Source organism: Streptomyces sp. ISL-87 (assembly GCF_018614095.1).
In the GTDB taxonomy this organism is placed as follows: domain Bacteria; phylum Actinomycetota; class Actinomycetes; order Streptomycetales; family Streptomycetaceae; genus Streptomyces.
In genome coordinates this window covers 71,043-97,390 of the sequence record NZ_JAGGOY010000024.1, presented here as the reverse complement: position 1 = coordinate 97,390, position 26,348 = coordinate 71,043, and the positions used below count along the sequence as shown (strand labels likewise).

Sequence of the window (26,348 nt, the reverse complement as noted above, 5' to 3'; positions counted from 1 at the left end):
AACCGTGAACTATTTTGTGGAGCGGGACACGGCTGGAGCGGACGCGGCGCAGGCGGTGGACGTGGTGGTCATCGGCGCTGGACAGGCGGGCCTGTCCAGCGCGTACCACCTGGCCCGGGCCGGGACGGAGCACGTGGTCCTGGATCACGCCCCCCGCCCGGGCGGGGCCTGGCAGTTCCGCTGGCCCTCGCTCACGTACGGCAAGGTGCACGGGATGCACGCCCTGCCCGGCATGGAGCTCGGCGGAGCCGACCCGCTGCGGCCGTCGTCCGAGGTGATCGGCGAGTACTTCGCCGCCTACGAGGAGCGCTTCGGCCTGCGTGTGCGGCGCCCGGTGGATGTCACGGCCGTACGGGCGGGCGCCGGCGGGCGGCTGCTGGTGGAGTCCCCGGCCGGCGCCTGGTCGGCGCGGGCCCTGATCAACGCCACCGGGACCTGGGACCGGCCGTTCTGGCCGCGCTACCCGGGCCAGGAGACCTTCCGCGGCCGCCAGCTCCACACCGCGAACTACCCGGGGCCGCAGGAGTTCGCCGGGGCCCGGGTGATCGTGGTGGGCGGCGGCACCTCGGCGGTACAGCACCTGCTGGAGGTTTCCGAGGTGGCCGCGGAGACCACCTGGGTGACGCGCCGGCCGCCGGCGTTCCGCGACGGGACCTTCGGGGAGGCCGAGGGCCGGGCGGCGGTGGCGCTGGTGGACGAGCGGGTGCGTCAGGGGCTGCCCCCGCAGAGTGTGGTCAGCGTGACCGGACTCCCCCTGAACGAGGCCGTCCGGAACGGTATCGCCTCGGGGGTGCTGGACCGGCGGCCCATGTTCGACCGCATCACCGCGAACGGGGCCGCCTGGGCGGACGGCCGGCGGGTGGAGGCCGATGTGATCCTGTGGGCCACCGGGTTCCGGGCCGCCGTCGACCACCTGGCCCCACTGCGCCTGCGCGAGCCGGGGGGCGGCATCCGCGTCGAGGGCACCAGGGCGGTGCGCGACGAGCGAATCCACCTGGTCGGCTACGGCCCGTCGGCGTCGACCATCGGCGCCAACCGTGCGGGGGGCGCCGCGGTCCGCGAGATCCGCCGCCTCCTTGCCCGCGAAACCCGCGAATCCCCGGAAGCGTGGGAAACGTTGGAAACCCTGGAAACGTTGGAAACCGCGGAAAATCGCGAAACCCACGAGCCCGCCGCGCTCTCCCGTACCTAACCGGCCTTGGAGCCCGCCTTGGCCCGCCCCGCGGCGCGGATCCGGTTGAACTCCGCCACGTGCTTCTTGTGCTCCTCGTACGTCACCGAGAAGCGCGTGTCCCCCGGCTTCACGGTGACGAAGAACAGCCAGGCGCCGGGCGTCGGCGCGACCGCGGCCCCCATGGCTTCGAGCCCCGGACTGTCGATCGGCGTGGGCGGCAGCCCCTGGCGCTCGTACGTGTTGTAGGGGTGGTCGAGCCGGGTCTCGCTCAGGGTGGTGTCCAGCGTGCTGCGGTTCAGCGCGTAGTTGATGGTGGAGTCCATCTGGAGCGGCATCGACTTGGCCAGCCGGTTGTGCACCACCCGCGCGACCTTGCCCATGTCGGCGCGGGTCTCGGCCTCCGCCTCGATGATGCTGGCCAGCGTGGCCGTCTGATACGGGGTCATGCCGTGCACCTTGCCGCCGTCCGCGACGGCCTTGGTGGCGAGCTTCTGGTTGGCCGTCTTCACCATGTACGCGAGGAGCGCGCCCGGAGTGGTCTTCGAGGTCACCGGGTAGGTCGCCGGGAAGAGGAAGCCCTCCGGATTGCCCTTCGCCTCGGCCGGCAGCGCCATCCCGGCCGTGGGGACGGCCGCTTTGGTGGAGCCCGCCGGGAGCCCCAGCTCCCGGTCGATGGCGGCGTAGACCTGCGGGGCCCGCCAGCCCTCGGGGATCACCAGCCGGCGCGGCTTCTCGGGCGGCGGTGCCTGTTCCCCGCTGGGCAGCAGCGGAATCAGGACCAGTGCCCCGAGCGCGGACAGGGTGCCGAAGAGGAGCGCCATCCGGCCCCGGCGGGTGAGCCGGGTACGGCGCTGTCGTGGCGGCCGGTGCTCATGACGCATGCCGGCACGCTAACCCGCGAGGCGGCACAATCCGGGCATCCCACCCGTATGCCAGTCATACGATCACACATTCACCGGGGTGGGCTCGTCGAGCCGGTCGCTCCCGGCGCCCCCCGGCGCTTGGGCGGCGTCCCGGTCCCGGCGGACCAGAGCGGCATACCGGCCCTCCGCCGCCAGCAGTTCCTCATGCGTACCGCGCTCGGCTATGCGGCCGCCGTCGAGGACCACGATCTGATCGGCGTCGCGGACGGTGGAGAGGCGGTGCGCGATGGTGATGGTGGTGCGGCCCTGGGAGAGGTTGTCGATCGCCCGCTGCACGGCGTGCTCCGTACGGGTGTCCAGAGCGCTGGTGGCCTCGTCGAGGATCAGCACCGGCGGGTCGCGCAGGATGGTGCGGGCGATGGCGAGGCGCTGCTTCTCGCCTCCGGAGAAGCGGTAGCCGCGCTCGCCCACCAGGGTGTCGTACCCGTCGGGAAGGGACGCGATGTGATCGTGGATCTGGGCCGCGCGGGCCGCATCCGCGATCTCCTCGTCGGTGGCGTCCGGCTTGGCGAAGCGCAGGTTGTCGGCGACCGAGGCGTGGAAGAGGTAGGTCTCCTGGGAGACCACGCCGATGGAGCGGGCCAGCGAGTCGAAGTCGAGGTCGCGCACATCCACGCCGTCGAGGGCGACCCGGCCGGCGGTGACGTCGTAGAGCCGGGGCACGAGGTAGCTCAGAGTGCTCTTGCCGGATCCGGTCGGGCCGACCACGGCGAGGGAGCCGCCGGCCGGGACGGTGATGTCGATCCCCGTCAGGGTGGGCCCGCTCTTGGCGTCGTACTCGAAGTGGACGTCCTCCAGCCGGATCTCGCCCTTGGCCCGGTCCAGCCGTACCGCGTCCTCGCGCTCGGTGATGTCCACCGGCAGGTCGAGGTACTCGAAGATGCGGGCGAACAGGGCGAGCGAGGTCTGGATCTGCACGCCGGTCGACAGCAGGCTCACGGCGGGCCGGAACAGCCCCTGCTGGAGGGTGACGAAGGCGACGAGGGTGCCGACGGAAAGCGAGGGGGCGCCGGTCTGCAAGGCGATGCCCGCGGCCCAGTAGATGAGCGCGGGCATGGCGGCCATGACGATGCCGATGGTGGACATCCGCCAGCGCCCGGCCATGCTGGAGCGCACTTCGAGGCTGACGAGCTTCTCGGACTCCTCGGAGAAGGACTGGGTCAGCGAGTCGGCGCGGCCCATGGTGCGGCCGAGCAGGATGCCGCTGACCGACAGGGACTCGGTGACCGTCGCGGCCATGGCGGCCATCTGCTTCTGCCGCTGCATGGTGATCTTCTTGCGCTCACGGCCGACCCGGCGGCTGATCCACACGAAGACGGGGAGCAGGAGCAGAGAAACGAGGGTGAGCCGCCAATCGAGTGCGAGCATCGCGACGACGGAGGCGATCACGGCCGTGAAGTTGGAGACGAGCGAGGTCGCGGTGGAGGTGACGGTGGCCTGCATGCCGCCGATGTCGTTGGCTATGCGGGACTGCACCTCGCCGGTGCGCGTGCGGGTGAAGAAGGCCAGCGGCATCCGCTGGAGCTGCGCGTAGACGGCGGTGCGCAGATCGTGCATGACGCGCTGGCCGACCGTGGTGGAGATCAGCGTCTGGAGGACGCCGAAGACGCTGGTCACGACGGCGGTGAAGATCATGCCGAGCGCGAGCAGGCTGAGCAGTCCGGTGCGGCCCTGGGGGATCGCGACGTCCAGGATCTCCTTGAGCAGGAACGGCGAGGCGACGCCGACCAGCGAGGAGGCGCCGACGAGCACGCCGACTACGGCCAGCCGGCCGCGGTAGGGCCGGAAGAGGCCCATGATGCGGCGCAGCTCACGCGGCTGGTCGGCCGGGGCCGGGCGGTTGGGGTCGAGCGAATCTTTCGATGGCGTCCACTTCGGTTCTTCGGGGCGCATGGGCCTCCTTCTGACGAGACTCGAATGAGCATAGCTCATTGTTACCTATGCTCACAATGAATCCGGTCCTGATACTGTTTCCCATTATGAGGACCGCAGCATGAGTACCGCTTCCGAGACCGACAGCACCGACGGTGTGCTCGCCGAGCAGTTGCTGCGGCTGACCCGCCGGCTCCACCGCATCCAGAAGCACCACATGGAGCCGCTCGGGATCACCCCGGCGCAGGGCAGGCTGCTGCGCACGGTCGCGCACCACGAGGGCGGGCAGCCGCCCCGGATGGCCGATCTCGCCGCCCGTCTGGAGGTCGTACCCCGCGCCGTGACCACCCTGGTGGACGGCCTGGAGGCGGCCGAGTGCGTACGCCGCGCGCCCGACCCCGCGAACCGGCGCGTCGTCCGGATCGAGCTCACCGAGACCGGCCGCGCCACGCTGCGCCGGCTGCGCAACGCGCGAACCGAGGCGGCAGAGGAGATCCTGGCTCCATTGACCGCCGAACAGCGCGAGGTGCTCGGCGGCCTGCTCAACGCTCTGACGGACGCCCCGGCGGAGCACCGCTGCTGAGTCCACCCGCCCGGCCAAGGGGGCCCGCATGCCGCTGCTGGAACCGAAGCCGGGAGCCCTGCGCCCCCACACCGTCAGCGGCCCCGCACCCGACCGGGTGCCCGAGCGGCTGGCCTCCGGCACCCCGGAGCTGCTGCGCACGGAGCTGACCGCGCTGCTGGGCGCCGAGAAGGTGCTGTGGAAGATCTCCGACCTGGTCCGCTACGCCTCCGACGCCTCCCCGTACCGGTTCGTGCCGCAGGTCGTCGTGATCGCCGAGGACATCGATGACATCTCCACCGTCCTCTCGTACGCCCACGGCCACCAGCGCGAGGTGGTCTTCCGCGCCGCCGGAACCTCGCTCAACGGCCAGGCCCAAGGAGAGGACATCCTGGTCGACGTCCGCCGCCACTGGGCCGGCGTCGAGGTGCTGGAGGACGGCCTGCGCGCCCGGATCCAGCCCGGCACCACCGTCCTGCGGGCCAATGCCGCCCTCGCCCGCCACGGCCGGATCCTCGGCCCCGACCCGGCCAGCGCCATCGCCTGCACCCTCGGCGGCGTCGTCGCGAACAACTCCTCCGGCATGACCGCGGGGACCACGAGGAACTCGTACCGCACGCTGTCCTCGCTCACCCTCGTACTGCCGAGCGGCACCGTCGTGGACACCGCCGACCCGCTGGCCGACGAGGAGCTGGCGCGCGCCGAACCGGACCTGTGCCACGGGCTGATGGACATCAAGCACGAGATCGAGGCCGACCCGGAGCTGGTGGCCCGGATCCGCGCCAAGTACGAGATCAAGAACACCACGGGCTACCGCCTCGACGCCTACCTGGACGGCACCACCCCCGTCGAGATCCTGCGCGGGCTGATGGTCGGCTCGGAGGGCACCCTCGGCTTCATCTCCGAGGTCGTCTTCGACAGCCTCCCGCTCGACCGCGAACTCACCACCGCCATGCTGTTCTTCCCGTCCCTGCCCGCCGCGGCAGCGGCCGTGCCCCGGTTCAACGAGGCGGGCGCCCTCGCCGTCGAGCTGATGGACGGCAACACCCTGCGCGCCTCGGTCAGCGTCGCGGGCGTGCCCGCCGACTGGGCCGGGCTGCCCAAGGACACCACCGCGCTGCTGGTGGAATTCCGCGCTCCGGACGAGGCGGGCCGCGCAGAGTACGAGAGGCGCGCCGCCGAGGTCCTCGCCGGGCTGGACCTGATCGCGCCGGTGCCCTCGGTCACCAACACCTTCACCCGCGACCCGAAGACCGTCAACGGCTACTGGAAGGCTCGCAAGGCCTTCGTCACCGCCGTCGGCGGAGCCCGCGCCTCCGGCACCACGCTGATCACCGAGGACTTCGCGGTACCGCCGTCCCGCCTTGCCGAGGCCTGCGAGGCCCTCCTCGAACTCCAGGCGGAGCACGGCTTCGACGCGGCCGTCGCCGGGCACGCGGCCCACGGCAACCTGCATTTCCTGCTCGCCTTCGACGCCGCCGAGCCCGCCGACGTCGAGCGGTACGCCGCGTTCATGGACGCGTTCTGCCGGCTGACCGTGGAGCGGTTCGACGGCTCCCTGAAGGCCGAGCACTCCACCGGCCGCAATATGGCACCCTTCCTCGAACTGGAATGGGGACCCCGGGCCACCGAGCTGATGTGGCGCACCAAGCGGGTCGTGGATCCGGACGGGGTGCTCGCCCCGCGGATCCTGCTCGACCGCGACCCGCACGGGCATCTGCGCGGCCTGAAAACGATTCCGCGGGTGGAGGCGGTGGCCGACCCGTGCATCGAGTGCGGATTCTGCGAACCGACCTGCCCCAGCGAGGACCTGACGACCACTCCGCGCCAGCGCATCGTGCTGCGCCGGGAGATGATGCGCCAACAGCCGGGCTCCCCCGTGCTGGCGGGGCTGCTGGACGCCTACGGATACGACGCGGTGGACACCTGCGCGGGTGACTCCACCTGCAAGCTCGCCTGCCCGGTCGGGATCGACACCGGCGCGCTGATGAGGGATTTCCGCCACCGCCGGCACAGCCCGCGCGAGGAGCGGGCCGCCTGGCTGGCCGCCCGGCGCTTCCGTACGGTCGAGGCGGCCGCCCGGCTGGCCGTGACCACCGCCGACAAGGTCACCGACCGGGTCGGGGACCGCCTGCTGGGGGCGCTCACCGGGGCCGCGCGCAAGGCCGTACGTCCGGACCTGGTTCCGCAGTGGCTGCCGCAGATCCCCGGCGCCGCCGCCCGGAAACCGCCCGCGACCCGGCGGGTGGGCGCGGCGGCCGTGTACTACCCGGCCTGCGTCAACCGGATCTTCGGCGGGCCCGCCGACCGGCCCGGCCCCTCCCTGCCGGAGGCGGTGGTGGCGGTCTCCGAGCGGGCCGGGAAGCCGGTGTGGATCCCCCGCGATGTGACCGGCACCTGCTGCGCGACGATCTGGCATTCCAAGGGCTACGAGGCCGGGAACCGGGTGATGGCCAACCGGATCGTCGAGGCCGCCTGGGGCTGGACGGCCGGCGGACGGCTGCCGCTGGTGGTCGACGCGTCCTCCTGCACCCTGGGCATCGCACACGAGGTGGTCCCGTTCCTGACCGACGACAACCGGGCGCTGCACGCGGATCTCACCATCGTCGACTCAATCGTGTGGGCGGCGGAGGAGCTGCTGCCGCACCTGGAGATCCGGCGCACGGTCGGCTCGGCGGTGCTCCATCCCACCTGCTCCATGCAGCACTTGGGTGACGAGGCGCAGCTGCGGGTGGTCGCCGAGGCCTGTGCGGAGGAGGTGGTGGTGCCCTACGACGCCGGCTGCTGCGCCTTCGCGGGCGACCGGGGCATGCTGCACCCGGAGCTGACGGCCTCGGCGACGGCGCGCGAGGCGGCGGAGGTGACGGCGCGTGAGTTCGACGCGCATCTGTCGGCCAACCGGATGTGCGAGGTGGGCATGGATCGCGCCACCGGGCGCAGCTATTACTCGGCGCTGCTCGAACTGGAGCGCGCGACGCGCCCCTGAGCAGGCGGTACGTCCACGGGCAGGGCCGTAAGCCTCACTGCGTGAGGCCTTGGCCAACGCAAAATCAATTGCCTTGGACCGGTCCGGAAGGCGAACCTTGCACGGTTTGAACCACTCGACCAGTCATGGGGCGTCATGCAGATCAGCGATCTTCCGTATCCGGACCCTGGGGTACCCGACGCTCGCTCCGGCCCCCGTTTCCTGCTGTGGCTGGGGCGGGGCCAACTCGGCGGACAGCTCAAGAGCCTGTGCTGGGGGATGCTGCACTTCTGCGGCATCGCCGGGCTGCCGTACGCGGTCGGCCTGGGTGTCGACGCGGTGGTCGACGGCGACGGGAACCGGCTGCTGCTGGTCGGCGCACTGATCCTGCTGATCGGCGCCGCCATCTCCGTCGGCGACTCGATGCTGCACCGGACCGCCGTCACCAACTGGATCACCGCTGCCGCCCGGGTGCAGCAGCTGCTCGCCCGCAAGACCGCCGAGCTGGGCTCCGCCCTGACTCGGCGGGTCGCGGCGGGTGAAGTGGTCGCGGTCTCCACCGGCGACGTGGAGAAGATCGGCTGGTTCGTCGAGGCGGTCTCCCGCTTCCTCGCCGCCGCCTTCGCCGTCGTCCTCATCTGCGTCGGCCTGCTGTTCTACGCGCCCGCAATCGGCGTGGTCGTGGCCGTCGGCGTGCCGGTGCTCGCCCTGGCCGTGCTGCCGCTGCTGCCGCGCGCCACCAAACGCGCCGACATCCAGCGGGAGAAGGCGGGCAAGGCCACCGAGCTGGCCTCCGACACCGTCGCGGGCCTGCGCGTGCTGCGCGGCATCGGCGGCGAGGAGCTGTTTCTCGGCCGCTACCGCGAGGCCTCGCAGGACGTGCGCAAGGCGGCCGTGCGCAGCGCCCGGATGTGGGCGCTGATCTCGGCGATCCAGGTGCTGCTCCCGGGCGCGCTGCTGATCACGGTGGTCTGGTACGGCTCCACGCTCGTGCTGGACGGCCGCCTGGCGGTCGGTGAACTCGTCGCGGCGTTCAGCGCGGTGGCCACGATGCTCTACCCGCTGCGGCACTTCGAGGAGATCGCCATGGCGTACTCCTTCTCCCGGCCCTCCGCCAAGCGGGCCGCCCGGGTGCTGTCCCTGACGCGTACGGACGCCGATGCGGAGCGGCCGACGGACGCCGAGGTTCCGGACGCGCCGGCTCCGGGGGGCGACCTGTACGACCCCGAGACCGGACTGCTGGCTCCGGCGGGCCGGTTCACCGCCGTCGTGTGCGGGGACCCGGACCTGGCGGGCCGGCTCGCGGAACGGCTCGGCGGCCACCCCATGGACGGCAACACCGGTCGCGCCGTCCTGCTGGGCGGGGTCGCGCTGGACGAGCTCGCGCTGGACACGGCGCGCACGCTGGTCCTCGTACAGGACAAGGACCCGGTGCTGCTGTCCGGGACGCTGAGCGAGCTGTTCGACGTACCGGGGTCCGGGTCGGTGGACTACGCGGCGGCGCTGGCCGCGGCCCAGTGCGCGGACGTCCTGGACGCGCTGCTGCAGTCGGCGCCGGACGGGGTGACCGACCCGATGCTGGCGCGGATCACCGAGCGCGGCCGGTCACTGTCCGGCGGGCAGCGCCAGCGGCTCGCGCTGGCACGGTCGCTGGTCACCGATCCGGAGGTACTGGTGCTGGACGAGCCGACCTCGGCGGTCGACTCGCACACCGAAGCGCGGATCGCGGACGGGATCGCGGCCCTGCGCGCGGGACGCACCACGGTGGTACTGGCGTCCTCGCCGCTGCTGCTGGACCGCGCGGACCGGGTCGTCCTCATCCACGAGGGCGCCGTCGCGGCGGTCGGAACGCACCGCGAGCTGCTGCACGGCGAACCCCTCTACCGGGCGGTCGTCACCCGCGAGACCGATGAGGAACAACGGGTCGCCCACCTTCACCTGGACCAACTCGGAGAAGTACTCACAGAGATCGAGGAATCCGCATGATCGGCGTGGCGCCGCCGCAGTACGATCCGGCGGCCCCCGAGTCGGCCGCGACCCTGCCCGTGGGCACGGCCGCGACCGTACGGGGCTATGTCCGCGACCTGTTCCTCCGGCACCGGCGGGCCTTCGTGGTGCTGGTGACGGTCAACGCGGTCGCGGTGATCGCGTCCATGGTCGGCCCGTACCTGCTGGGCGGGGTCGTGGACGATCTCGCTGCGGGGGCGCGCGAGCTCGATCTGGGGCGCGTGGCGCTGCTGTTCGCGCTGGCGCTCGCCGTCCAGACGTTCTTCGTCCGGCTGGTCCGGCTGCGCGGGGCGATGCTCGGCGAGGAGATGCTGGCCGACCTCCGCGAGGACTTCCTGGTCCGCTCGGTGGGTCTGCCGCCCGGTGTGCTGGAGCGGGCGGGCACCGGCGACCTGCTGTCGCGGATCACCACCGACATCGACCGGCTGGCCAACGCGATGCGCGAGGCCGTGCCTCAGCTGGCCATCGGCGTGGTCTGGGCGGGGCTGCTCTTCGGGGCGCTCGCGGTGACCGCGCCCCCGCTGGCGCTGGCCGCGCTGGTGGCACTGCCGGTCCTGGTCATCGGCTGCCGCTGGTACTTCAGGCGGGCGCCGTCGGCGTACCGCTCGGAGGCCGCCGGGTACGCGGCGGTCGCGGCGGCTCTCACGGAGACGGTGGACGCGGGCCGCACCATCGAGGCACACCGCCTCGGCCCGGGCCGGATCGCGATGTCGGAGCGGCGGATCAAGGAGTGGACGGCGTGGGAGCGGTACACGCTGTTCCTGCGGACGGTCCTCTTCCCCGTCATCAACGTCACCTTCGTGACGATCCTGGGCTCCGTGCTGATGATCGGCGGCTACTGCGTCCTCCAGGGCTGGATGTCGGTGGGGCAGCTGACCACGGGCGCGCTGCTGGCGCAGATGATGGTCGACCCGATCGGGCTGATCCTGCGCTGGTACGACGAACTGCAGATCGCCCAGGTCTCGCTGGCCCGCCTGGTGGGCGTCCGGGAGATCGAGCCCGACGCGGGTGACGCCGCCGTGTCCCCCGAGGGGCGGGCCGTGCGGGCGCAGGAGGTGCACTTCGGCTACCGCGAGGGCGTGGACGTACTGCACCAGGTGTCGATGTCCGTGCCGCCGGGCACCCGGATGGCGCTGGTCGGCCCCTCCGGCGCGGGCAAGTCCACGCTGGGGCGGCTGCTGGCGGGCATCTACGCGCCTCGGACGGGCGAGGTGACGCTCGGCGGAGCACGGCTGGCGCACATGCCGGCGGAGCGGGTGCGCGAGCACGTGGCGCTGGTCAACCAGGAGCACCACGTGTTCGTGGGCTCGCTGCGGGACAACCTCCGGCTGGCCCGGACGGGAGCCTCGGACACCGAGCTGTGGGCGGCGCTGAGCGCGGTGGACGCGGACGGCTGGGCCCGGGCCCTGGAGTCCGGGCTGGACACCGAGGTCGGCTCCGGTGGCAACGCGCTGACCCCGGCGCAGGCGCAGCAGATCGCGCTGGCCCGGCTGGTGCTGGCGGACCCGCACACGCTGGTGCTGGACGAGGCCACCTCGCTGCTCGACCCGCGGGCGGCGCGGCACCTGGAGCGCTCGCTGGCCCGGGTGCTGGACGGCCGTACGGTCATCGCGATCGCCCACCGCCTACACACCGCGCACGACGCGGATGTGATCGCGGTGGTGGAGGGCGGCCGGATCACCGAGCTGGGCTCCCACGACGACCTCGTGGCGGCCGACGGCGCGTACGCGGCGCTGTGGCGGTCCTGGCACGGGTGACGTGACCCGATGTTCCCGGAGCCGGGCCCCGGCCCCCGCAGCGGCGGGGGCCGGGGCCCGGCTCGTCCGGGGTCCGGCCGGCCAGCCGTGAAGGCGTCGTCTAGGAGTCTGATGAAGATNNGGGTGAATCGGTCGGCCGGAGCAAGATTTTCAAGAGCCTCCTAGATGAAGTCGAGGGCCGCGGCGCCGCCCAAACCGCCGAGCAGCATGAACACCGGCATGAGGACCTTGAGCTCCACCCAGCTGCCCGCGCGGAAACGCATCATCTTCGGCGGGCCGATCGGGTACCAGCGCTTCCCGGCGATGGGGAGGGGCCACAGGATCGGGCAGCCGGAGACGGTGAGCGCGTCGCCGATGTCGTGGACCAGCGCGCCGAGCAGGATCGGCAGGCCGAGCCAGAGGTACTCCTGGCCGGGGCCGGTGAACAGCCAGCCCGCGCCGTTGCCGGGCTGGTCGAGAACTCCGGCCAGTATCCAGGCGCTGGTCGCACCGAGCAGCCACACCAGGATGTCGCTGGACATCCGCGCGGCCCGCCACAGCAGGCCCTCGACGGCCAGGACCAGGTGGACGAAGAGCAGGGCCAGCACACCCCAGCGGTCGGCAGTGACTGCGAGCGCGGAGGAGCCGCCGCCGATCAGGACGGCCCAGAGCCAGGTGTGCGTCAGGGTGCGATGTCCGCCGGTGCGGCGGGCGTCCTTCGGGGCCCGGGTGGCCTTGTAGACGGCGTAGGAGATCTTGTCGACGACCTCGCACAGGCCCCGGGAGAGCGGTCCGAAGGCGCGCGAGATCGTCGCCGACTTGTGGTCGAGGTCGGGGGCGAGGGCGGCGCCGGCGCAGATGAGCGCGCCGACGACGAGGACCGGCCACGGCATCGGGTGTCCGGCGGCCGCGGTGGCGGCTCCCACCCCCAGCCAGGCCGCTGCCCCGGACAGTGAGTGCGCCGGACCCATCATGCTCGTTCCCGCCCCAGTTCTGTGGTGTTCGGGCCCTGTTGACGGTTTCATTCGGGCCCGGTCAACGGCACAGCGTACCGGCGGTGATCTTCCTCCCGTCCGCCGGTTCCCTGATCCGGGGGGAAGCCAGGCAAGATGGGGGGTGTGACCCTCATTGATCAGCTCCCGCCGACCGCCGACCCCGATGCCCTCTTCGAGGCTTTCTCCTCGTGGGCGGAGGACCAGGGCATCACCCTGTATCCGGCGCAGGAGGAGGCACTGATCGAGGTCGTCTCCGGGGCCAACGTGATCCTTTCCACGCCGACCGGCTCCGGCAAGAGCCTGGTCGCGGCGGGCGCCCACTTCACCGCGCTGGCCCAGGACAAGGTCACTTTCTACACCGCTCCGATCAAGGCGCTGGTTTCGGAGAAGTTCTTCGACCTGTGCAAGCTCTTCGGCACCGAGAACGTCGGCATGCTGACCGGCGACGCCTCCGTGAACGCGGACGCCCCGGTGATCTGCTGCACCGCCGAGGTGCTGGCCTCCATCGCCCTGCGCGACGGCAAGTACGCCGACATCGGCCAGGTCGTGATGGACGAGTTCCACTTCTATGCCGAGCCGGACCGCGGATGGGCCTGGCAGATCCCTCTGCTGGAGCTGCCGCAGGCGCAGTTCGTCCTGATGTCGGCGACCCTCGGCGACATGAAGCGGTTCGAGGAGGACCTGACCCGGCGCACCAGCCGGCCGACCTCGATGGTCCGCTCCGCGACGCGTCCCGTCCCGCTGTCGTACGAGTACGTCACCACGCCCATCACCGACACCATCACCGAGCTGCTGGAGACCCGGCAGGCCCCGGTGTACATCGTGCACTTCACCCAGGCCCAGGCGGTCGAGCGGGCGCAGTCGCTGATGAGCATCAACATGTGCACCCGCGAGGAGAAGGACAAGATCGCCGAGCTGATCGGCAACTTCCGCTTCACCACCAAGTTCGGCCAGAACCTCTCCCGCTACGTCCGGCACGGCATCGGTGTCCACCACGCGGGCATGCTGCCCAAGTACCGGCGGCTGGTCGAGAAGCTCGCGCAGGCCGGTTTGCTGAAGGTCATCTGCGGTACCGACACCCTCGGCGTCGGCGTCAACGTCCCGATCCGCACGGTGCTGTTCACCGCGCTCACCAAGTACGACGGCAACCGGGTCCGCACGCTGCGCGCCCGCGAGTTCCACCAGATCGCCGGCCGGGCCGGCCGGGCCGGCTTCGACACCGCGGGCTATGTGGTCGCCCAGGCGCCCGAGCACGTCATCGAGAACGAGAAGGCCCTGGCGAAGGCGGGCGACGACCCGAAGAAGCGCCGCAAGGTGGTCCGCAAGAAGGCCCCCGAGGGCTTCGTCGCGTGGTCCGACACCACCTTCGAGAAGCTCATCGCGGCCGACCCGGAGGCACTGACCTCGCGCTTCAAGGTCACCAACATCATGCTGTTGTCGGTCATCGCCCGCCCGGGCGATGCCTTCCAGGCGATGCGGCACCTGCTCGAGGACAACCACGAGCCGCGCAAGGCCCAGCTGCGGCACATCCGCCGGGCCATCGCCATCTACCGCTCGCTGCTGGACGGCGGCGTCGTGGAGAAGCTCGACACCCCGGACGCGGAGGGCCGCACCATCCGGCTCACCGTCGACCTCCAGCAGGACTTCGCGTTGAACCAGCCGCTGTCCACCTTCGCGCTGGCCTCCTTCGACCTGCTCGACCCGGAGTCCCCCTCCTACGCGCTGGACATGGTCTCCGTCGTCGAGTCCACCCTGGACGACCCCCGCCAGATCCTGGCCGCCCAGCAGAACAAGGAACGCGGCATGGCCGTGGGCGCGATGAAGGCCGACGGGATCGAGTACGAGGAGCGGATGGAGCGGCTCCAGGACGTCACCTATCCCAAGCCCCTCGAAGAGCTCCTCCTCCACGCCTACGACGTGTACAGCAAGAGCCACCCGTGGGTGCGCGACCACCCGGTCTCCCCGAAGTCGATCATCCGCGACATGTACGAGCGCGCGATGACCTTCACCGAGTTCACCTCCTATTACGAGCTGGCCCGCACCGAGGGCATCGTGCTCCGCTATCTGGCGAGCGCGTACAAGGCGCTGGACCACACCATCCCCGACGACATCAAGTCCGAGGACCTCCAGGACCTCATCGCCTGGCTGGGCGAACTGGTCCGCCAGGTCGACTCCAGCCTGCTGGACGAGTGGGAGCAGCTGGCGAACCCGGAGGTGGAGACGGCGGAACAGGCCCAGGAGAAGGCCGACCAGGTCAAGCCGGTCACCGCGAACTCGCGCGCCTTCCGCGTCCTGGTCCGCAACGCCATGTTCCGCCGGGTGGAGCTGGCCGCCCTGGACCACGTCAACGTGCTGGGCGAGCTGGACGGCGACTCCGGCTGGGACGCCGACGCCTGGGGCGAGGCCATGGACGGGTACTGGGACGAGTACGACGACCTCGGCACCGGCCCGGACGCGCGCGGCCCGAAACTGCTGATGATCGAGGAGGACGCCGAGCACGGCCTGTGGCGCGTCCGCCAGACCTTCGCCGACCCCAACGGGGACCATGGCTGGGGCATCAGCGCCGAGGTCGACCTCGCGGCCTCCGACGAGGAGGGCCGGGCAGTCATCCGGGTCACCTCCGTCGGTGAACTCGGAGCCCTCTGACAGACCCCCGCAAGCGACCGGCTCCGCCGGACCCGACAGTGGAGAACCTCTGATGACGAACCCAGCCGAGAGACTGGTCGATCTGCTCGACCTGGAGCAGATCGAAGTCAACATCTTCCGCGGCGCCAGCCCGCAGGAGTCCCTCCAGCGCGTGTTCGGCGGGCAGGTCGCCGGCCAGGCGCTGGTGGCCGCCGGCCGCACCACCGAGAGCGACCGCCCGGTCCATTCGCTGCACGCGTACTTCCTGCGCCCCGGCATCCCCGGGGTGCCGATCGTGTACCAGGTGGAGCGGGTGCGCGACGGGCGTTCCTTCACCACGCGCCGCGTCACCGCGGTCCAGCAGGGCAAGACCATCTTCAACTTGACCGCCTCCTTCCATCACCCGGAGGAGGGCAGCATCGAGCACCAGCTGCCTCCTCGCCTCGACTTTCCGCACCCGGACACGCTCCCCAAGGTCGCGGACGAGATCCGCGAGCACCTGGGCGAGCTGCCCGAGGCACTGGAGCGGATGGCCCGCCGCCAGCCCTTCGACATCCGGTACGTGGACCGGCTCCGCTGGACTCCGGAGGAGCTCAAGGACGCCGATCCGCGCAGCGCGGTGTGGATGCGCGCCGTCGGCCCGCTGGGTGACGACCCGCTCGTGCACACCTGCGCCCTGACCTACGCCAGCGACATGATCCTCCTCGATGCCGTGCGCATCCCGGTGGAGCCCCTGTTCGGCATGCGCGGTTTCGACATGGCCTCGCTGGACCACGCCATGTGGTTCCACCGGCCGTTCCGCACGGACGAGTGGTTCCTGTACGACCAGGAGTCACCCATCGCGCACGGCGGCCGGGGCCTGGCCCGCGGCCGTATCTACGACCTGGAGGGCAGACTGCTGGTCTCCGTCGTCCAGGAAGGCCTCTTCCGTCCCTACCCGTCCCGGTCCTCGAAGCCGGCCGAGCCGTCCCCGAAGAGCTGAGCCCACCCATGCCCACCCCGGCCCTCCCCTGCCCCTGCGGGCTGCCCGCCGCCTACCCGGACTGCTGCGGCCGGTCCTGGCACCCGACCACCCGCCCGGCCCGGCTCGACCTGGACCCCGGGCAGCGCTGGGAGCGGCTGGAGATCCTCGCCACCGAGCGCGGCGGGATGTTCGAGACGGAGGGCTCGGTGGAGTTCCGGGCGCACTACCGCGAGGGCCGGCACACCGGGTCGCTGCACGAGCACAGCGGTTTCTCCCGGGAGGGCGGGGCCTGGGTCTACGTCGGCCCCCTCTCCCCCGTCGACTTCGACTGACCTCGGGCGCCGCTCAGGGCGAAGTCCAGGCTGGTGCGGTACCAGTCGATCTCGTCCTGCGGCCCAGCCCGCAACAGCCGCATCGCCACGGCCGCGGCCTCCGGGATCTGCGGGTGCCCGTACGGCGGGGGCGGGGCGAGCGCGGCGAGCACGATCCGCTCCGCCGGATCGGGCACGGCCTCCCGCACCTCGTCCTCCGGGAGTGCGGAGGCCAGGACGGCGGCCCGCTCCCAGGGGTCGGCGGTCCGTCTCAGCAGCAGTCCCACATGCCGCTCGCGCCACTTCCGCGGGCGCAGATCCGCCTTGGCCGCCATCAGTTCCCGGTCCTGCTCAGGAGCGATCCCGCGCAGTATTCCGGGTTCCCTTGCGGCGAACTCCCGTAGCTCCGCCGCCAGATAGAGCCACACCACGGCCCGGTACCGGTTGATCCGGTAGCCGACCGGAGTGACATGCCCGCAGCGCGCGAGCCGGGTGAACCGGCTCGGGCTGATGCGGAGCACCTCGGCCGCGGCGTCGGCGCCGGCCACGGCCTCGACCCTCGCCCTCAGTTCCTCCGGGAAACCCGCGGCCGACCTGACCCTGTCCAGCTCGGCCCGTGTGAAGCGGGCGGCGCCGCCAGGTGTCCGTGGGCCGGCGCGCACCATCCCGAGCTGAACGGCCCGGGCCAACTCGGCCCGGCGCAGCCCCAGTTCCCCCGCGGCCTGCGCCCCGCCCACCAGAAGCGCCGGCGGCGCGGCCCTTCGTACATCCACGTTCCCGGCCATGTCCCTGGCCACGACCCCGGCCTTGTCCGTGGCCACGACCCCAGCCTTGCCCCCGGCCACGACCCCTGCCATGACCACGGCCCCCACGGCCGTCTGCGTCCCGACGTTCATCACAGTCCTCCCCCACGAGCGGCGATCACTCTGTGTAAAGACCGTAACTCAGAGCAACGACACCTCGCGAGGCCTGTGGATAACTCCCGCAGAGGGAGGGGGGATCAGCCTCCGGTGATCCGCCGCTCGGCGACGCCCAGATGTTCCCCCACCCGGTTGACCAGCAGCGTCATCTCGTACCCGACCTGACCTATGTCCGCCTCGGACGCGCTCAACACGCACAGGCAGCTGCCCGCCCCCGCCGCCAGGACGAACAGCACCCCGTCGTCGTACTCGACCATGGTCTGCCGTACCTCGCCTGCCCGGAAGTGGCGCCCCGAGCCCTTCGCCAGACTCTGCAGTCCGGCGGCGACGGCCGCGAGGTGCTCCGCGTCCTCCCGCTCCAGCCCGGCGCTCGCGCCCGTCACCAGGCCGTCGTTGGACAGCACTACTGCATGCCGGACCTGTGGGACCCTGCGCGTCAGGTCGTCCAGCAGCCAGTCGAGCTGCTTGTCCAGTGCCATTTCCAGCCCCTCCCCGTTGACGCGGCCGACATGGCCGCGCCCACCCCCGCGTGTCGTGCCGCAAGCCTTCCCCACCAGCCGCTTTCCGGCAAGGAGGATGTCCCCACGGCGAAGAAGATGACGCAAGAGGAATGGCGGTGGTTCGTCTCCCACTGGGGTCGCCCTCTGCGTGGACGATGACCGGCCGCCGTTCTCCTACGTCGTCCTCCAGGGCCGCACCGCCCGATCCCGATCCCGATCCCGGTCCTGTTCCCGTTCCCGTTCCTGTTCCCGGTCCCGTTCCCGTTCCCGGTCCCGTTCCCGGTCCCGTTCTCACACGGAATCCGCCTGCGGTCCCACCGACTCGAGCAGCCGGGCGGTGTGCACCCGCCCGGCGTACTCGACCAGCCGGATCAGCACTTCCTTCCCCGAGTCCTTGTCCCGCGCGTCACACAGCACCACCGGTGTCCCCTGCTCCAGGTCCAGCGCCCGCGCCACCTCGTTCGCCCCGTAACGCCGTGCTTCCGTGAAGCAGTTGACGGCCACCACGAAGGGAATGCGACGGTGCTCGAAGTAGTCCACCGCCGGAAAGCAGTCCTCCAGCCGCCGGGTGTCCGCGAGTACCACCGCGCCCAGCGCGCCCTGTGACAGCTCGTCCCACAGGAACCAGAACCGGTCCTGCCCCGGTGTCCCGAACAGGTACAGCGATAGCCCGGACCGGATCGTGATCCGCCCGAAGTCCATGGCTACGGTCGTGGTGGTCTTCTGGTCCACCCCGCCCGTGTCGTCGACCAGTTCGCCCGCCTCGCTCAGCAGCTCCTCCGTCCGCAGCGGGCGGATCTCGCTGACCGCGCCCACCAGCGTGGTCTTCCCGACCCCGAAGCCGCCCGCCACGAGTATCTTCAGCGCGAGCGCGGCCAGCTCCTCATCCGCTCCGGTGGATCCTGCGGATCCGGCGGGCCCGTTGTCGTGCAGTCCCATCACAGCGCTCGCAATCCTTCGATGACTTCACGCAGAATCCGCTCGTCCGGCAACTGGGCAGGCGGCACCGGGCGGCTGACCTTGACGTGCCCCGCCTCCAGCAGGTCCCCCAGCAGGACCCGCACCACACCCACCGGCAGGTCCGCGTCGGCGGCGAGTTCCGCCACCGACTGGGTCTCGGCCCGGCACAGCCCGAGCAGCGCCCGGTGCTCCGGGCCGAGCAGCGACTCGTCCGCCGCGTCGGTGCCGTCCGCGCCTTCGGAGGTCAGGGCGACCAGCGCGATCAGGTCGAACCGGACCCCGTGGGGCCCCGGTTTCGTCCGCCCGCCGGTCATGGCGTACGGGCGCACGAGCGGGCCCGCCTCGGCGTCGTACCACTGGCCCTCCATCCGGCGGACCGCCGTCCTCAACCGGCGGCCGGCGGCCGCGCCGAGAACCGGGGCGGGGTGTACAGGTGCTCCCCGACCCTCTTCACCAGCCGGGCCATCTCGTAGGCGATCAGCCCGATATCGGCGCTGGCGGCGCTGAGAACGGCCAGGCAGGAGCCGTCCCCCGCGGCCGCGACGAAGAGGAACCCGTCGTCCATCTCCACCATCGTCTGGCGCACGCCCCCGGAGTGGAAATGCCGGCCCGCGCCCTTGGCCAGGCTGTGGAACCCGGAGGCCACGGCGGCCAGATGCTCGGCGTCCTCCCGGCTGAGCGCGCTGGAGGCGCCCACGGCCAGCCCGTCGTTGGACAGGACCACGGCGTGCCGGACCTCGCGGACCCGGACGACCAGGTCGTCCAGCAGCCAGTCCAGCTCGCCGGACCGGCGGACGCCCTCAAGGTCGATTCTCTGGGGTTCGATCATCACTGTTCTCCTTCACTGCCCGCGTGGGCAGAGTTCTCCTGGGTGCCGCGGGCCCAGCCGGCCCGGTAGGCCGCCATCCGGTCCCGGGCCTGTTCCGGGCTGCGCCCCGGCGGGTCCTCGGGTCTCCGCGCACCGGCCGGGGCCTTCGGGGCGGGAGCCTCGCGCAGTTGCGGGACCAGGCTGGCCTGCCGTACCCGGCGTGGCAGTTCGGACACGGAGGCCGCGGGGACCCCGGGGGCGGCCGCGGCGGGGGTGACGGACGCCGCGGGGACGGTCGCCGACACCGCTTGTGTACGAGTGACCGCGCCGCCGGGGCCGCGCGGCCGGAGCGCCGCCACCGGGGCCGGGCGCGCCTCCTCCGCTTCGGTGCTCCGGTCCGGGACCGGTGTCCCCGCCGGGGTCCCGCGCCCGTCGTCCCGTACGACACTCATGGCGGCCGGCCACGGGGCCTGCCGTTCCGGTCCCGCCGGGACCGGGACCGGGACCGGAGCCGCGGCACGGGGCTCCGCGGAGCCGGCCGTGATCGCGCCCTGGAGCAGGGAGTTCGGCAGCAGCACCACGGCGGTGGTGCCACCGTAGGGTGAGGTGCGAAGGTGCACTTTCACACCGTGCCGGGCGGAAAGCCGGCTGACCACGAAGAGCCCGAGCCGGTCGCTGTCGAAGAGGTCGAGCGCCTCGGACTGCTCGATACGGCGGTTGGCCTCGTTGAGGGTTTCCCGGCCCATGCCGAGCCCGCGGTCCTCGACCTCCAGGACGTAGCCCGCCCCGACGGGCTCGCCGCTCACCCGGACCTTGGTGTGCGGCGGCGAGAACTGGGTGGCGTTCTCGATGAGTTCGGCGAGCAGGTGGGTGAGGTCGGCGACCGCCGCGCCGGTGACGGCGGCCTCGGCGAGCTGGCGGACCTCGACGCGCGGGTAGTCCTCGATCTCCGAGACGGCGGCGCGTACGACATTGGTCAGCGGAATCGGCATCCGCCAGGCGCGGCCCGGGGCGGCCCCCGAGAGGATGATCAGGCTCTCCGCGTGGCGGCGCATCCGGGTGGTGAGGTGGTCGAGCCGGAACAGGTCGCCGAGCTCGCCCGGGTCGTCGGCGCGCCGCTCCATCGAGTCGAGCAGGGTGAGCTGCTTGTGCACGAGGACCTGGCTGCGGCGGGCGAGGTTGACGAAGACGCCGCTCACCCCGCTGGCGAGCTCGGCGCGTTCGACGGCGGCGCTGAGGGCGGCCCGGTGCATGGTGGCCAGGGCCTCGCCGACCTGGGTGACCTCGTCCTCGGCGGGCGGACCGGGCGGGGTCTCGGCGTCGACGTCGATGTCCTGCCCGGCGCGCAGCCGGTCCATGGCGTGCGGGAGTTTGCGGTGGGCGATCTCCAGGGCGGTGTTGCGCAGCGAGACCAGTTCCACGACGAGTACGCGGCCGATCCGGACGGAGATGAAGAGCGCGGCGGCGACGGCGGCCAGGCCCAGCAGGACGGCGGCTCCGGCCGGGCTGAGCGCCCCCTCGGAGAAGGAGTCGGCGCGGTCGGCGGCCGCGGCGTGCGCGGCCTCGTCGATCTCGCGCAACGAGGCGCTGATGCTGGTGTACGCGGTGTCCCAGCCGACGGGGATGCCGCCCGACTCGCGGCCGGTGCCGGCGGCGAGGGCCCGGTCCTCGGCGCCGGTGAGGTCGGCGTAGGCGGCGCTCTTCGCCACGGACTGCCAGGTGTCCTGCTGGGCGGTGGGCAGGTCACGGGCGGAACCGGCGGTCAGGGCGCGGCGTGTCTCGATGGTGCCGGTCAGCCGGCGAAGCGTTTCGGCGGTACGCGGGCCCGGTACGGCGAGCAGGGCGTCCTCGCGGGAGAGCAGTTCCCCGGCCTCGGCGAATTCCAGCAGGACCCGTGCCTCGGAGCCGAGTTCGGCGTCCTGGCCGCCGGACAGGGCGCCGTCGACGGCGCGGGCGGAGTCGACCACGCGCGTGTACACCTCGTAGGCGGCGTACGGGGCGGACCGGCGGTCGGCGATGTCCTTGCGGGCGGAGCCGAGGGCTTCGGCGGCGGCGACGAAGGCGCCGAGCCGGACCACCACCTCGGTGCGGTAGTCGCCGGAATCGGCCACGGTGTGGCTGTCGCCGAGGCGGAGCCGCCGGACCGCGGCGTCCGTGCGCCGGGCCTGCTGCTCCAGGGCGGCGGCCTGGTCCGCGGCGGGGTCGGCGAGCATGCGGACCGCGGCGCGGCGTTCTGCCTGGAGTTCGGTGACGGCGGCGGCGACGGGGGTGCGTATCTGCTCGTCGACCCGCTGGACGCGGCTGAGGCGGGAGATCTCCTGGGCGGTGCTGACGGTGGCGAAGGCCCAGAGGGCCAGCAGTGAGACCACCGGGACCATCAGCAGCGAGACGATCTTCGCGCGGACGGTGCCGGGGCGCAGGCGCAGGCGCCGCCTGCCGAGCGGGGCGGCGGCCGGGGCGGGTCGGGGGGACTCGTGCGCGGGCGGTTCCTCGGCGGGTGGCCCGGCGTGTGCCCGGCGGCCGCGCGCCGGGGGCGCGGGCAGCCGCGGCGCCGCTGCTTCCGGTTTCCTGCGGGGTCTGCGCATGGGCTCCTCGTTCCGGGGCGGTACGTACAGGTGCGGTGTTCAGGCGCGGCGCTCAGTGGGGCTCAGCGGGAGGACTCAGCGGGGGGACTCAGGGGCCGCTCAGTGGGTGGCGGCGTGTCCGGCCGCCAAGTGCTGCACGGAGGCCGAAGCGGCGAGTTCCTCGGCGGTCGGGGAGAGGGCGACGAAGGCGGAGGTGATGAACAGGTAGGACCCGAGCCCGACGGCGAGCGGGAAGATGAACTGCATCGCGGTGACGCCGGGGAGGGCCGCGTCCGAAGGGGCGACGCGGACGGCGACGGCCAGCATTCCGGTGTAGTGCATGCTGGTGACGGCGGCGCCCATGACGAGCGAGGCGACCGCGACGGCCACCGGGGCCTTGATGTTGAGAGCGGCCCAGAGGGCAGCGGTGGCCGCGACAACCGCGAAGGCGACGGACAGGCCGACGGTGAGCGGCTTGTAGGAGATGTCACCGTGCAGCCTCAGGGCCGCCATGCCGAGGTAGTGCATGCTGGCGACGCCGAGACCGGTGGTCAGGCCGCCGAGGATGAGGGCCCGGCCGCGCTCCTTGCCGTAGCCGACGGCGAAGACTCCGGCCCCCACGACCAGCATGGCGACGAGCAGACTGAGGATGGTCAGCGGCACGTTGAAGTGGATCTCGGTACCGGTGACGTTGAAGCCGAGCATCGCGACGAAGTGCATCGTCCAGATGCCGGAACCGATGGCGGAGGCTGCCGTGATGAGCCAGTTGCGGCGCGAGGATCCGGTCGCGGCGAGCGCGCGGACGGTGCAGCGGAGCCCGAGGGCAGCGCCGATGGATGCCATCACGTATGACAGCACGGGGGTCAGCAGGCCGTAAGCGGCGTGGTCCAGGTGTCCCATGGCCACGGGACGCTAGTCCGGGTGAGGGCACGAACAAGGGGCGCATTTCGAAAGCCGCTGGAACTGCTGGAATATGACAGAGATACGTTCGTCTTCGATCACGCCACGTGCCACCTTGCACACGGCCCACATAGCCCACACAGCCCGTCCAGCCCGCACAGCCCGGACGATCCGCGCGGCCGGGCCGGTGGGGGATCATGGGCACATGAGCGAAGACCACACACACGTGCAGGAGTTCTTCGGGGCACGCGCTGCCGACTGGGACCGCAAGTTCCCGGAAGACGGGCCCGCCTTCGCGACCGCCGTCGCCGAGTTCGGACTTCGGCCCGGGGACCGCGTGCTCGATGCCGGCTGCGGTACCGGCCGGGCCCTGACCGCGCTGCGGGCGGCCGTCGGGCCCGCCGGGACGGTGCTCGGCGCGGACCTCACTCCGCAGATGCTGGCGGCGGCGCAGCGGGCCGGGCGGGCGTCGGAGGGTGCGCTACTCCTCGCGGACGTGGCCCGGCTCCCTCTGCGCGACGAGGCACTGGACGCCGTGTTCGCCGCCGGGCTGATCGCCCACCTGCCCGACCCGGAGGCGAACCTGCGCGAACTGGCCCGGGTGGTGCGCCCCGGCGGCCGGCTCGCGCTCTTTCACCCGATCGGGCGAGCGGCCCTGGCGGCCCGCCACGGCCGCGAGCTGACCCCGGAGGACCTGCGCGCCGAGCACAACCTCGGCCCGCTGCTGTCCGCCTCGGGATGGGAGATGACCTCGTACGCCGACGAGGACGACCGGTTCCTGGTGCTGGCGGTACGTCGCCCCTGACCCACGAGGGCGTCCGCAGGCTTACGGGAACTTACCCGGACGTACGGGATGAGGGCCGTCGCCGTCACGCCGGAGGCTGGGCATCGGCTCCGGCCGGGCGGCGCGGATGCGGTACGGGGCAGCCGCCCAGGCCGGGCACCGGGAAGGTGCCGAGCTCACCCACGTCGTAGCCGTTGGGGTAGCCCTTGATCTCCGGGTTCTGCCGGGCATAGTGCGGGGCCTTGCGCGGGGGCAGCAGCCGGACCGCGCGGCCACGCAGCTTCAGGGCCCCGCGGACCAGCCGCTGGACCCCCGGGCGAGGGCTCTCGTAGCGGAAGGCGGACAGCAGCGGCTCGTCAAGGAGGGCGAGGCTCGCACCGCGGACGGCGGGGGCGAGGGGCGCCGGGTACCAGGAGGCCATCAGGTCGATGGTGGAATCGGCGACCTTGCGGCCGCCCTCGTCCCAGCCGAAGTGGGCCTCCTCGTAGGCGTCCAAGGTCGCCTCGAACTCCTCGTAGGAGCCCGGGATGTCCGTGATGCCCATGTGCCGGCCGAGGGTGGCGTAGTAGTTCGCGGAGGCCCGGCGCTCGTGGTGGGTCATCGGACGCCAGCCGTACGCGTCCAGCCAGCGCGCCGGAATCACCACGAAAGTGCACAGGACGTAGCGCATGTCCTCGTTGCCGATGCCGTAACTGCGGTGCATCTGGTTGACGCGGCGGATCGCGGTGCGCGCCGTGTCGCTTTCGAAGCCGTGCTCCACGACCGCGTCGAGGAGCAGCGCAGTGTCGTCGTAGCGCTTCTGCGACCGGTCGGTGAACTCGGCGGTCTCGGCCAGCAGGCGGCCGATGCTGGGGACGGCGTACGTCCGGAAGAGCGCTAGCTCAAGGGCGCGGGTGAAGTCCCAGGGGAATTCGTAGGTGGCGGTGAGCCGGTAGATGGCGAGGAAGTCCTTGTCGGGGTCGAGCCGGAGGATCTCCCTGAGCCGGTCGTAACGCTGCACCGGTCTCCCTTTCTGTGGCGGGTGCCCAACTCTACGTGCAGGTAGCGGGCTTGAAAATCGTCTCCCGCGCGCTCTCGACGTGACGGTTACCCGCTGGTTAGTGTGCGCCGACGAGAGAGCGACCGGGAGGCTACGTGTCTGACGAGGAGGATGGCGGCTCACTGTACGTGCTGACCGCCGTACTGCTGACCCCCGCGCAGTTCCCGAGCATCCTGGGCGACGACTTCCCGGAGGCCTGCTCGCTGCTGGGCGTACCGCCGGCTGCGGACGGGTACGGGCTGGTGCTCGGCCAGGACGAGGAGGGCGCGCGCTGGACGGTCGTCGTGGACGACGTCTCGCTCGTGGCCTCGGCCATCGCCTCCTGGGACTGCGGGATGGAGTACGACCTGTCCCCCGACGAGCGGACGATCGTGGTCTCGCTGGCGGGCTGGCCGCTGGAGCTGACGGTGGCGACGCCGGGGATCCCCGAGCCGCACGACCCCGAGCAGGGCGCCGACGGCACCGGGCGGGTACCGCTGGCGCCGCCCTCGGCCGATGCGTGGGGGCCGGTGCAGAGGAGGATGGGCGCGGACCAGATCGCCCGCGAGTGGAGCGACTGGCGCGACCGCGTCGCCACGGACGGTGGGGCGGCGGCCGCCGCGCACCCCGGGCTCGCGCGGGCACTCAGGGAGGCGTTCGAGTACACGGAGAAGCCGCCGCCGCCCGGCCGGGTGCGGTCCTCCTTCGCGGGAGAGGGTTCGCGGACGCTGCGAGTGGACGGGCCGGGCTGGTCGCTGGTCGCCCGTACGGACGACACGGCGTTCGTTCTGCTGGACGAGGAACCGAGTGAGGTCCTCGCGGTCCCCCATGATGGGGACCCGGAATTGCCGGAGCTGCCGGAACTGCTGGCGGCACTGGACCGCTTGGCGGTACGGCCGGCCTGAACAAGGGGGATATACATGCTGGTGGAATCGGACTCGGTTGGTGTGGTCGTGGGCGGCCGCGCGGAGGCGGTCGACGACGACTGGGGGCGGGAGGCGGCGGTGATCCGGCTGGACGGCGGGCGGTTCGGGCCGGAGGCCCTGTACGGGCTGGCGGACTTCTCGCACGTCGAGGTGGTCTACCACTTCGACCGGGTGCCTGCGGAGAAGGTCGAGACGGGCGCGCGGCATCCCCGGGGCAACCCGGACTGGCCGCTTGTCGGCATCTTCGCCCAGCGCGGCAAGAACCGGCCGAACCGGCTGGGCGTCTCCCGCTGCCGGGTCGTGAAGGTGGACGGCCTGGAGATCCACGTCGAGGGCCTGGACGCGGTGGACGGCACCCCTGTGCTCGACATCAAGCCGTACATGGCGGAGTTCGGACCGCGTGGCGAACTCCGCCAGCCGGAATGGGCGACGACCCTGATGCGCGACTACTACTGACCGCGGACGCCCTGCCCCCGATCCCGGGATCGGACGCCATCCCGGGATCGGACGCCGTCCCGGGGTCAGACGCCGTCGAGCCGTGTGTGCGGGCGCGGAGGCAGGGCCACCACGGTCTGGTCGCAGGGGTGGATCGTCGAGGTCGGGGCCGCCCCGGCCGCCGTCAGCGGCCGATCTGCTTCCTTGATATACCCCGGAGGCGACGCCGCTGAGAGGAGTCCAGCAGCAGATACGCAGCCGCCGGCACCCCGATCAGGACCAACAGGCCGGCCCAGAACCCGACTGTCGCGAACAGCACGATGGCTGCCACGACTCCGGCAACCGCGATCTTTCCGCTCGTGGACATGTGCGGACACCTCCTCCTGCGTGGGTCACTAC

The 26,348-nt window shown here is 72.0% G+C and carries 23 protein-coding genes; 11 read left to right on the top strand and 12 right to left on the bottom strand.

Annotated features, from left to right (window positions below; genetic code table 11):
• The first annotated feature begins 4 nt into the window (after window positions 1-4).
• Window positions 5-1,192, top strand: a complete 1,188-nt coding sequence (locus J7I97_RS09415; protein ID WP_308369375.1) for an FAD-dependent oxidoreductase — start codon at window positions 5-7, stop codon at window positions 1,190-1,192.
• Here the strand turns inward: J7I97_RS09415 and mltG are convergent.
• On the bottom strand, window positions 1,189-2,055 hold the full coding sequence (gene mltG, locus J7I97_RS09410) for an endolytic transglycosylase MltG (RefSeq protein ID WP_214932709.1): 867 nt from the start codon (window positions 2,053-2,055) through the stop codon (window positions 1,189-1,191). The genes J7I97_RS09415 and mltG overlap by 4 nt on opposite strands.
• 63 nt (window positions 2,056-2,118) lie before the next feature.
• Window positions 2,119-3,990 carry an ABC transporter ATP-binding protein gene (locus tag J7I97_RS09405; protein WP_214932707.1) on the bottom strand — a complete coding sequence of 624 codons (1,872 nt, stop codon included), beginning with the start codon at window positions 3,988-3,990 and terminating at the stop codon, window positions 2,119-2,121.
• Window positions 3,991-4,090: 100 nt separating this feature from the next.
• Here J7I97_RS09405 and J7I97_RS09400 point away from each other — a divergent pair, with 100 nt between their 5' ends.
• From J7I97_RS09400 to J7I97_RS09385, 4 genes are all read left to right on the top strand, one after another.
• Window positions 4,091-4,552 (top strand): MarR family winged helix-turn-helix transcriptional regulator, encoded by a 462-nt coding sequence (locus J7I97_RS09400; protein ID WP_214932701.1) that lies wholly within the window; start codon window positions 4,091-4,093, stop codon window positions 4,550-4,552.
• Between the two features lie 28 nt (window positions 4,553-4,580).
• Window positions 4,581-7,517, top strand: coding sequence for an FAD-binding and (Fe-S)-binding domain-containing protein (locus J7I97_RS09395; RefSeq protein WP_214932699.1), 2,937 nt, complete (start codon window positions 4,581-4,583; stop codon window positions 7,515-7,517).
• 135 nt (window positions 7,518-7,652) lie between these two features.
• Window positions 7,653-9,482 (top strand): ABC transporter ATP-binding protein, encoded by a 1,830-nt coding sequence (locus tag J7I97_RS09390; protein ID WP_214932696.1) that lies wholly within the window; start codon window positions 7,653-7,655, stop codon window positions 9,480-9,482.
• Complete coding sequence (locus J7I97_RS09385) at window positions 9,479-11,260, top strand: ABC transporter ATP-binding protein (protein WP_214932693.1); 1,782 nt, start codon at window positions 9,479-9,481, stop codon at window positions 11,258-11,260. The genes J7I97_RS09390 and J7I97_RS09385 overlap by 4 nt, the downstream gene beginning before the upstream one ends.
• 161 nt (window positions 11,261-11,421) lie before the next feature.
• Here J7I97_RS09385 and J7I97_RS09380 read toward each other — a convergent pair whose 3' ends face one another.
• On the bottom strand, window positions 11,422-12,213 hold the full coding sequence (locus J7I97_RS09380) for a metal-dependent hydrolase (RefSeq protein ID WP_214932691.1): 792 nt from the start codon (window positions 12,211-12,213) through the stop codon (window positions 11,422-11,424).
• A 144-nt stretch (window positions 12,214-12,357) separates the two neighbouring features.
• On the opposite strand from J7I97_RS09380, the gene J7I97_RS09375 reads away from it, so the two are divergent.
• From J7I97_RS09375 to J7I97_RS09365, 3 genes are read left to right on the top strand one after another with little or no spacing between them, the layout of a single operon-like run.
• Window positions 12,358-14,880 (top strand): RNA helicase, encoded by a 2,523-nt coding sequence (locus J7I97_RS09375; RefSeq protein ID WP_214932689.1) that lies wholly within the window; start codon window positions 12,358-12,360, stop codon window positions 14,878-14,880.
• Between the two features lie 52 nt (window positions 14,881-14,932).
• The gene (locus J7I97_RS09370; protein ID WP_214932687.1) at window positions 14,933-15,841 is read left to right on the top strand and encodes an acyl-CoA thioesterase II; all 909 of its coding nucleotides are present in this window, start codon (window positions 14,933-14,935) and stop codon (window positions 15,839-15,841) included.
• Between the two features lie 8 nt (window positions 15,842-15,849).
• Window positions 15,850-16,155: a YchJ family protein gene (locus J7I97_RS09365; protein ID WP_214932685.1), complete on the top strand. Its 306-nt coding sequence runs from the start codon at window positions 15,850-15,852 to the stop codon at window positions 16,153-16,155.
• Here the strand turns inward: J7I97_RS09365 and J7I97_RS09360 are convergent.
• From J7I97_RS09360 to J7I97_RS09330, 7 genes are all read right to left on the bottom strand, one after another.
• Window positions 16,119-17,030, bottom strand: a complete 912-nt coding sequence (locus J7I97_RS09360; protein WP_214932683.1) for a DUF6397 family protein — start codon at window positions 17,028-17,030, stop codon at window positions 16,119-16,121. The genes J7I97_RS09365 and J7I97_RS09360 overlap by 37 nt on opposite strands.
• Window positions 17,031-17,134: 104 nt before the next feature.
• Window positions 17,135-17,533 carry a roadblock/LC7 domain-containing protein gene (locus J7I97_RS09355; protein ID WP_214932681.1) on the bottom strand — a complete coding sequence of 133 codons (399 nt, stop codon included), beginning with the start codon at window positions 17,531-17,533 and terminating at the stop codon, window positions 17,135-17,137.
• A 312-nt stretch (window positions 17,534-17,845) separates the two neighbouring features.
• A complete protein-coding gene (locus J7I97_RS09350) occupies window positions 17,846-18,493 on the bottom strand; it encodes an ATP/GTP-binding protein (protein ID WP_251058622.1) in 648 nt (215 codons plus the stop codon).
• Window positions 18,493-18,882: a DUF742 domain-containing protein gene (locus J7I97_RS09345; RefSeq protein WP_214932679.1), complete on the bottom strand. Its 390-nt coding sequence runs from the start codon at window positions 18,880-18,882 to the stop codon at window positions 18,493-18,495. Before J7I97_RS09345 ends, J7I97_RS09350 begins: the two co-directional genes overlap by 1 nt.
• A 17-nt stretch (window positions 18,883-18,899) precedes the next feature.
• Window positions 18,900-19,343, bottom strand: a complete 444-nt coding sequence (locus J7I97_RS09340) for a roadblock/LC7 domain-containing protein (RefSeq protein ID WP_214932677.1) — start codon at window positions 19,341-19,343, stop codon at window positions 18,900-18,902.
• Window positions 19,343-21,907 (bottom strand): ATP-binding protein, encoded by a 2,565-nt coding sequence (locus J7I97_RS09335; protein WP_214932675.1) that lies wholly within the window; start codon window positions 21,905-21,907, stop codon window positions 19,343-19,345. Before J7I97_RS09335 ends, J7I97_RS09340 begins: the two co-directional genes overlap by 1 nt.
• A 99-nt stretch (window positions 21,908-22,006) precedes the next feature.
• A complete protein-coding gene (locus J7I97_RS09330) occupies window positions 22,007-22,786 on the bottom strand; it encodes an MHYT domain-containing protein (protein ID WP_214932673.1) in 780 nt (259 codons plus the stop codon).
• Window positions 22,787-22,991: 205 nt separating this feature from the next.
• On the opposite strand from J7I97_RS09330, the gene J7I97_RS09325 reads away from it, so the two are divergent.
• Window positions 22,992-23,591 (top strand): class I SAM-dependent methyltransferase, encoded by a 600-nt coding sequence (locus tag J7I97_RS09325; protein ID WP_214932671.1) that lies wholly within the window; start codon window positions 22,992-22,994, stop codon window positions 23,589-23,591.
• Between the two features lie 64 nt (window positions 23,592-23,655).
• Here J7I97_RS09325 and J7I97_RS09320 read toward each other — a convergent pair whose 3' ends face one another.
• Window positions 23,656-24,570: an oxygenase MpaB family protein gene (locus tag J7I97_RS09320; protein ID WP_214932669.1), complete on the bottom strand. Its 915-nt coding sequence runs from the start codon at window positions 24,568-24,570 to the stop codon at window positions 23,656-23,658.
• 134 nt (window positions 24,571-24,704) lie between these two features.
• On the opposite strand from J7I97_RS09320, the gene J7I97_RS09315 reads away from it, so the two are divergent.
• Both J7I97_RS09315 and J7I97_RS09310 read left to right on the top strand, forming a co-directional pair.
• Complete coding sequence (locus J7I97_RS09315; protein ID WP_214932667.1) at window positions 24,705-25,493, top strand: hypothetical protein; 789 nt, start codon at window positions 24,705-24,707, stop codon at window positions 25,491-25,493.
• Between the two features lie 15 nt (window positions 25,494-25,508).
• Entirely contained in the window at window positions 25,509-25,970 is a 462-nt protein-coding gene (locus J7I97_RS09310) for an SAM-dependent methyltransferase (RefSeq protein WP_214932665.1), read from the top strand.
• A gap of 163 nt (window positions 25,971-26,133) precedes the next feature.
• On the opposite strand, the gene J7I97_RS09305 is transcribed toward J7I97_RS09310, so the two are convergent.
• On the bottom strand, window positions 26,134-26,316 hold the full coding sequence (locus J7I97_RS09305) for a hypothetical protein (RefSeq protein ID WP_214932663.1): 183 nt from the start codon (window positions 26,314-26,316) through the stop codon (window positions 26,134-26,136).
• Window positions 26,317-26,348 lie beyond the last annotated feature (32 nt).

Excerpts from the sequence above, each read along its gene's own strand:
- J7I97_RS09395 (WP_214932699.1), top strand. The coding sequence starts at position 4,581 with ATGCCGCTGCTGGAACCGAAGCCGGGAGCCCTGCGCCCCCACACCGTC.
- J7I97_RS09385 (WP_214932693.1), top strand. The coding sequence starts at position 9,479 with ATGATCGGCGTGGCGCCGCCGCAGTACGATCCGGCGGCCCCCGAGTCG.
- J7I97_RS09370 (WP_214932687.1), top strand. The coding sequence starts at position 14,933 with ATGACGAACCCAGCCGAGAGACTGGTCGATCTGCTCGACCTGGAGCAG.
- J7I97_RS09330 (WP_214932673.1), bottom strand. The coding sequence starts at position 22,786 with ATGGGACACCTGGACCACGCCGCTTACGGCCTGCTGACCCCCGTGCTG.
- J7I97_RS09400 (WP_214932701.1), top strand. The coding sequence starts at position 4,091 with ATGAGTACCGCTTCCGAGACCGACAGCACCGACGGTGTGCTCGCCGAG.
- J7I97_RS09360 (WP_214932683.1), bottom strand. The coding sequence starts at position 17,030 with ATGAACGTCGGGACGCAGACGGCCGTGGGGGCCGTGGTCATGGCAGGG.
- J7I97_RS09335 (WP_214932675.1), bottom strand. The coding sequence starts at position 21,907 with ATGCGCAGACCCCGCAGGAAACCGGAAGCAGCGGCGCCGCGGCTGCCC.
- mltG (WP_214932709.1), bottom strand. The coding sequence starts at position 2,055 with ATGCGTCATGAGCACCGGCCGCCACGACAGCGCCGTACCCGGCTCACC.
- J7I97_RS09355 (WP_214932681.1), bottom strand. The coding sequence starts at position 17,533 with ATGGCACTGGACAAGCAGCTCGACTGGCTGCTGGACGACCTGACGCGC.
- J7I97_RS09345 (WP_214932679.1), bottom strand. The coding sequence starts at position 18,882 with ATGGAGGGCCAGTGGTACGACGCCGAGGCGGGCCCGCTCGTGCGCCCG.
- J7I97_RS09390 (WP_214932696.1), top strand. The coding sequence starts at position 7,653 with ATGCAGATCAGCGATCTTCCGTATCCGGACCCTGGGGTACCCGACGCT.
- J7I97_RS09405 (WP_214932707.1), bottom strand. The coding sequence starts at position 3,990 with ATGCGCCCCGAAGAACCGAAGTGGACGCCATCGAAAGATTCGCTCGAC.
- J7I97_RS09305 (WP_214932663.1), bottom strand. The coding sequence starts at position 26,316 with ATGTCCACGAGCGGAAAGATCGCGGTTGCCGGAGTCGTGGCAGCCATC.
- J7I97_RS09310 (WP_214932665.1), top strand. The coding sequence starts at position 25,509 with ATGCTGGTGGAATCGGACTCGGTTGGTGTGGTCGTGGGCGGCCGCGCG.
- J7I97_RS09325 (WP_214932671.1), top strand. The coding sequence starts at position 22,992 with ATGAGCGAAGACCACACACACGTGCAGGAGTTCTTCGGGGCACGCGCT.
- J7I97_RS09340 (WP_214932677.1), bottom strand. The coding sequence starts at position 19,343 with ATGATCGAACCCCAGAGAATCGACCTTGAGGGCGTCCGCCGGTCCGGC.
- J7I97_RS09365 (WP_214932685.1), top strand. The coding sequence starts at position 15,850 with ATGCCCACCCCGGCCCTCCCCTGCCCCTGCGGGCTGCCCGCCGCCTAC.
- J7I97_RS09380 (WP_214932691.1), bottom strand. The coding sequence starts at position 12,213 with ATGATGGGTCCGGCGCACTCACTGTCCGGGGCAGCGGCCTGGCTGGGG.
- J7I97_RS09350 (WP_251058622.1), bottom strand. The coding sequence starts at position 18,493 with ATGGGACTGCACGACAACGGGCCCGCCGGATCCGCAGGATCCACCGGA.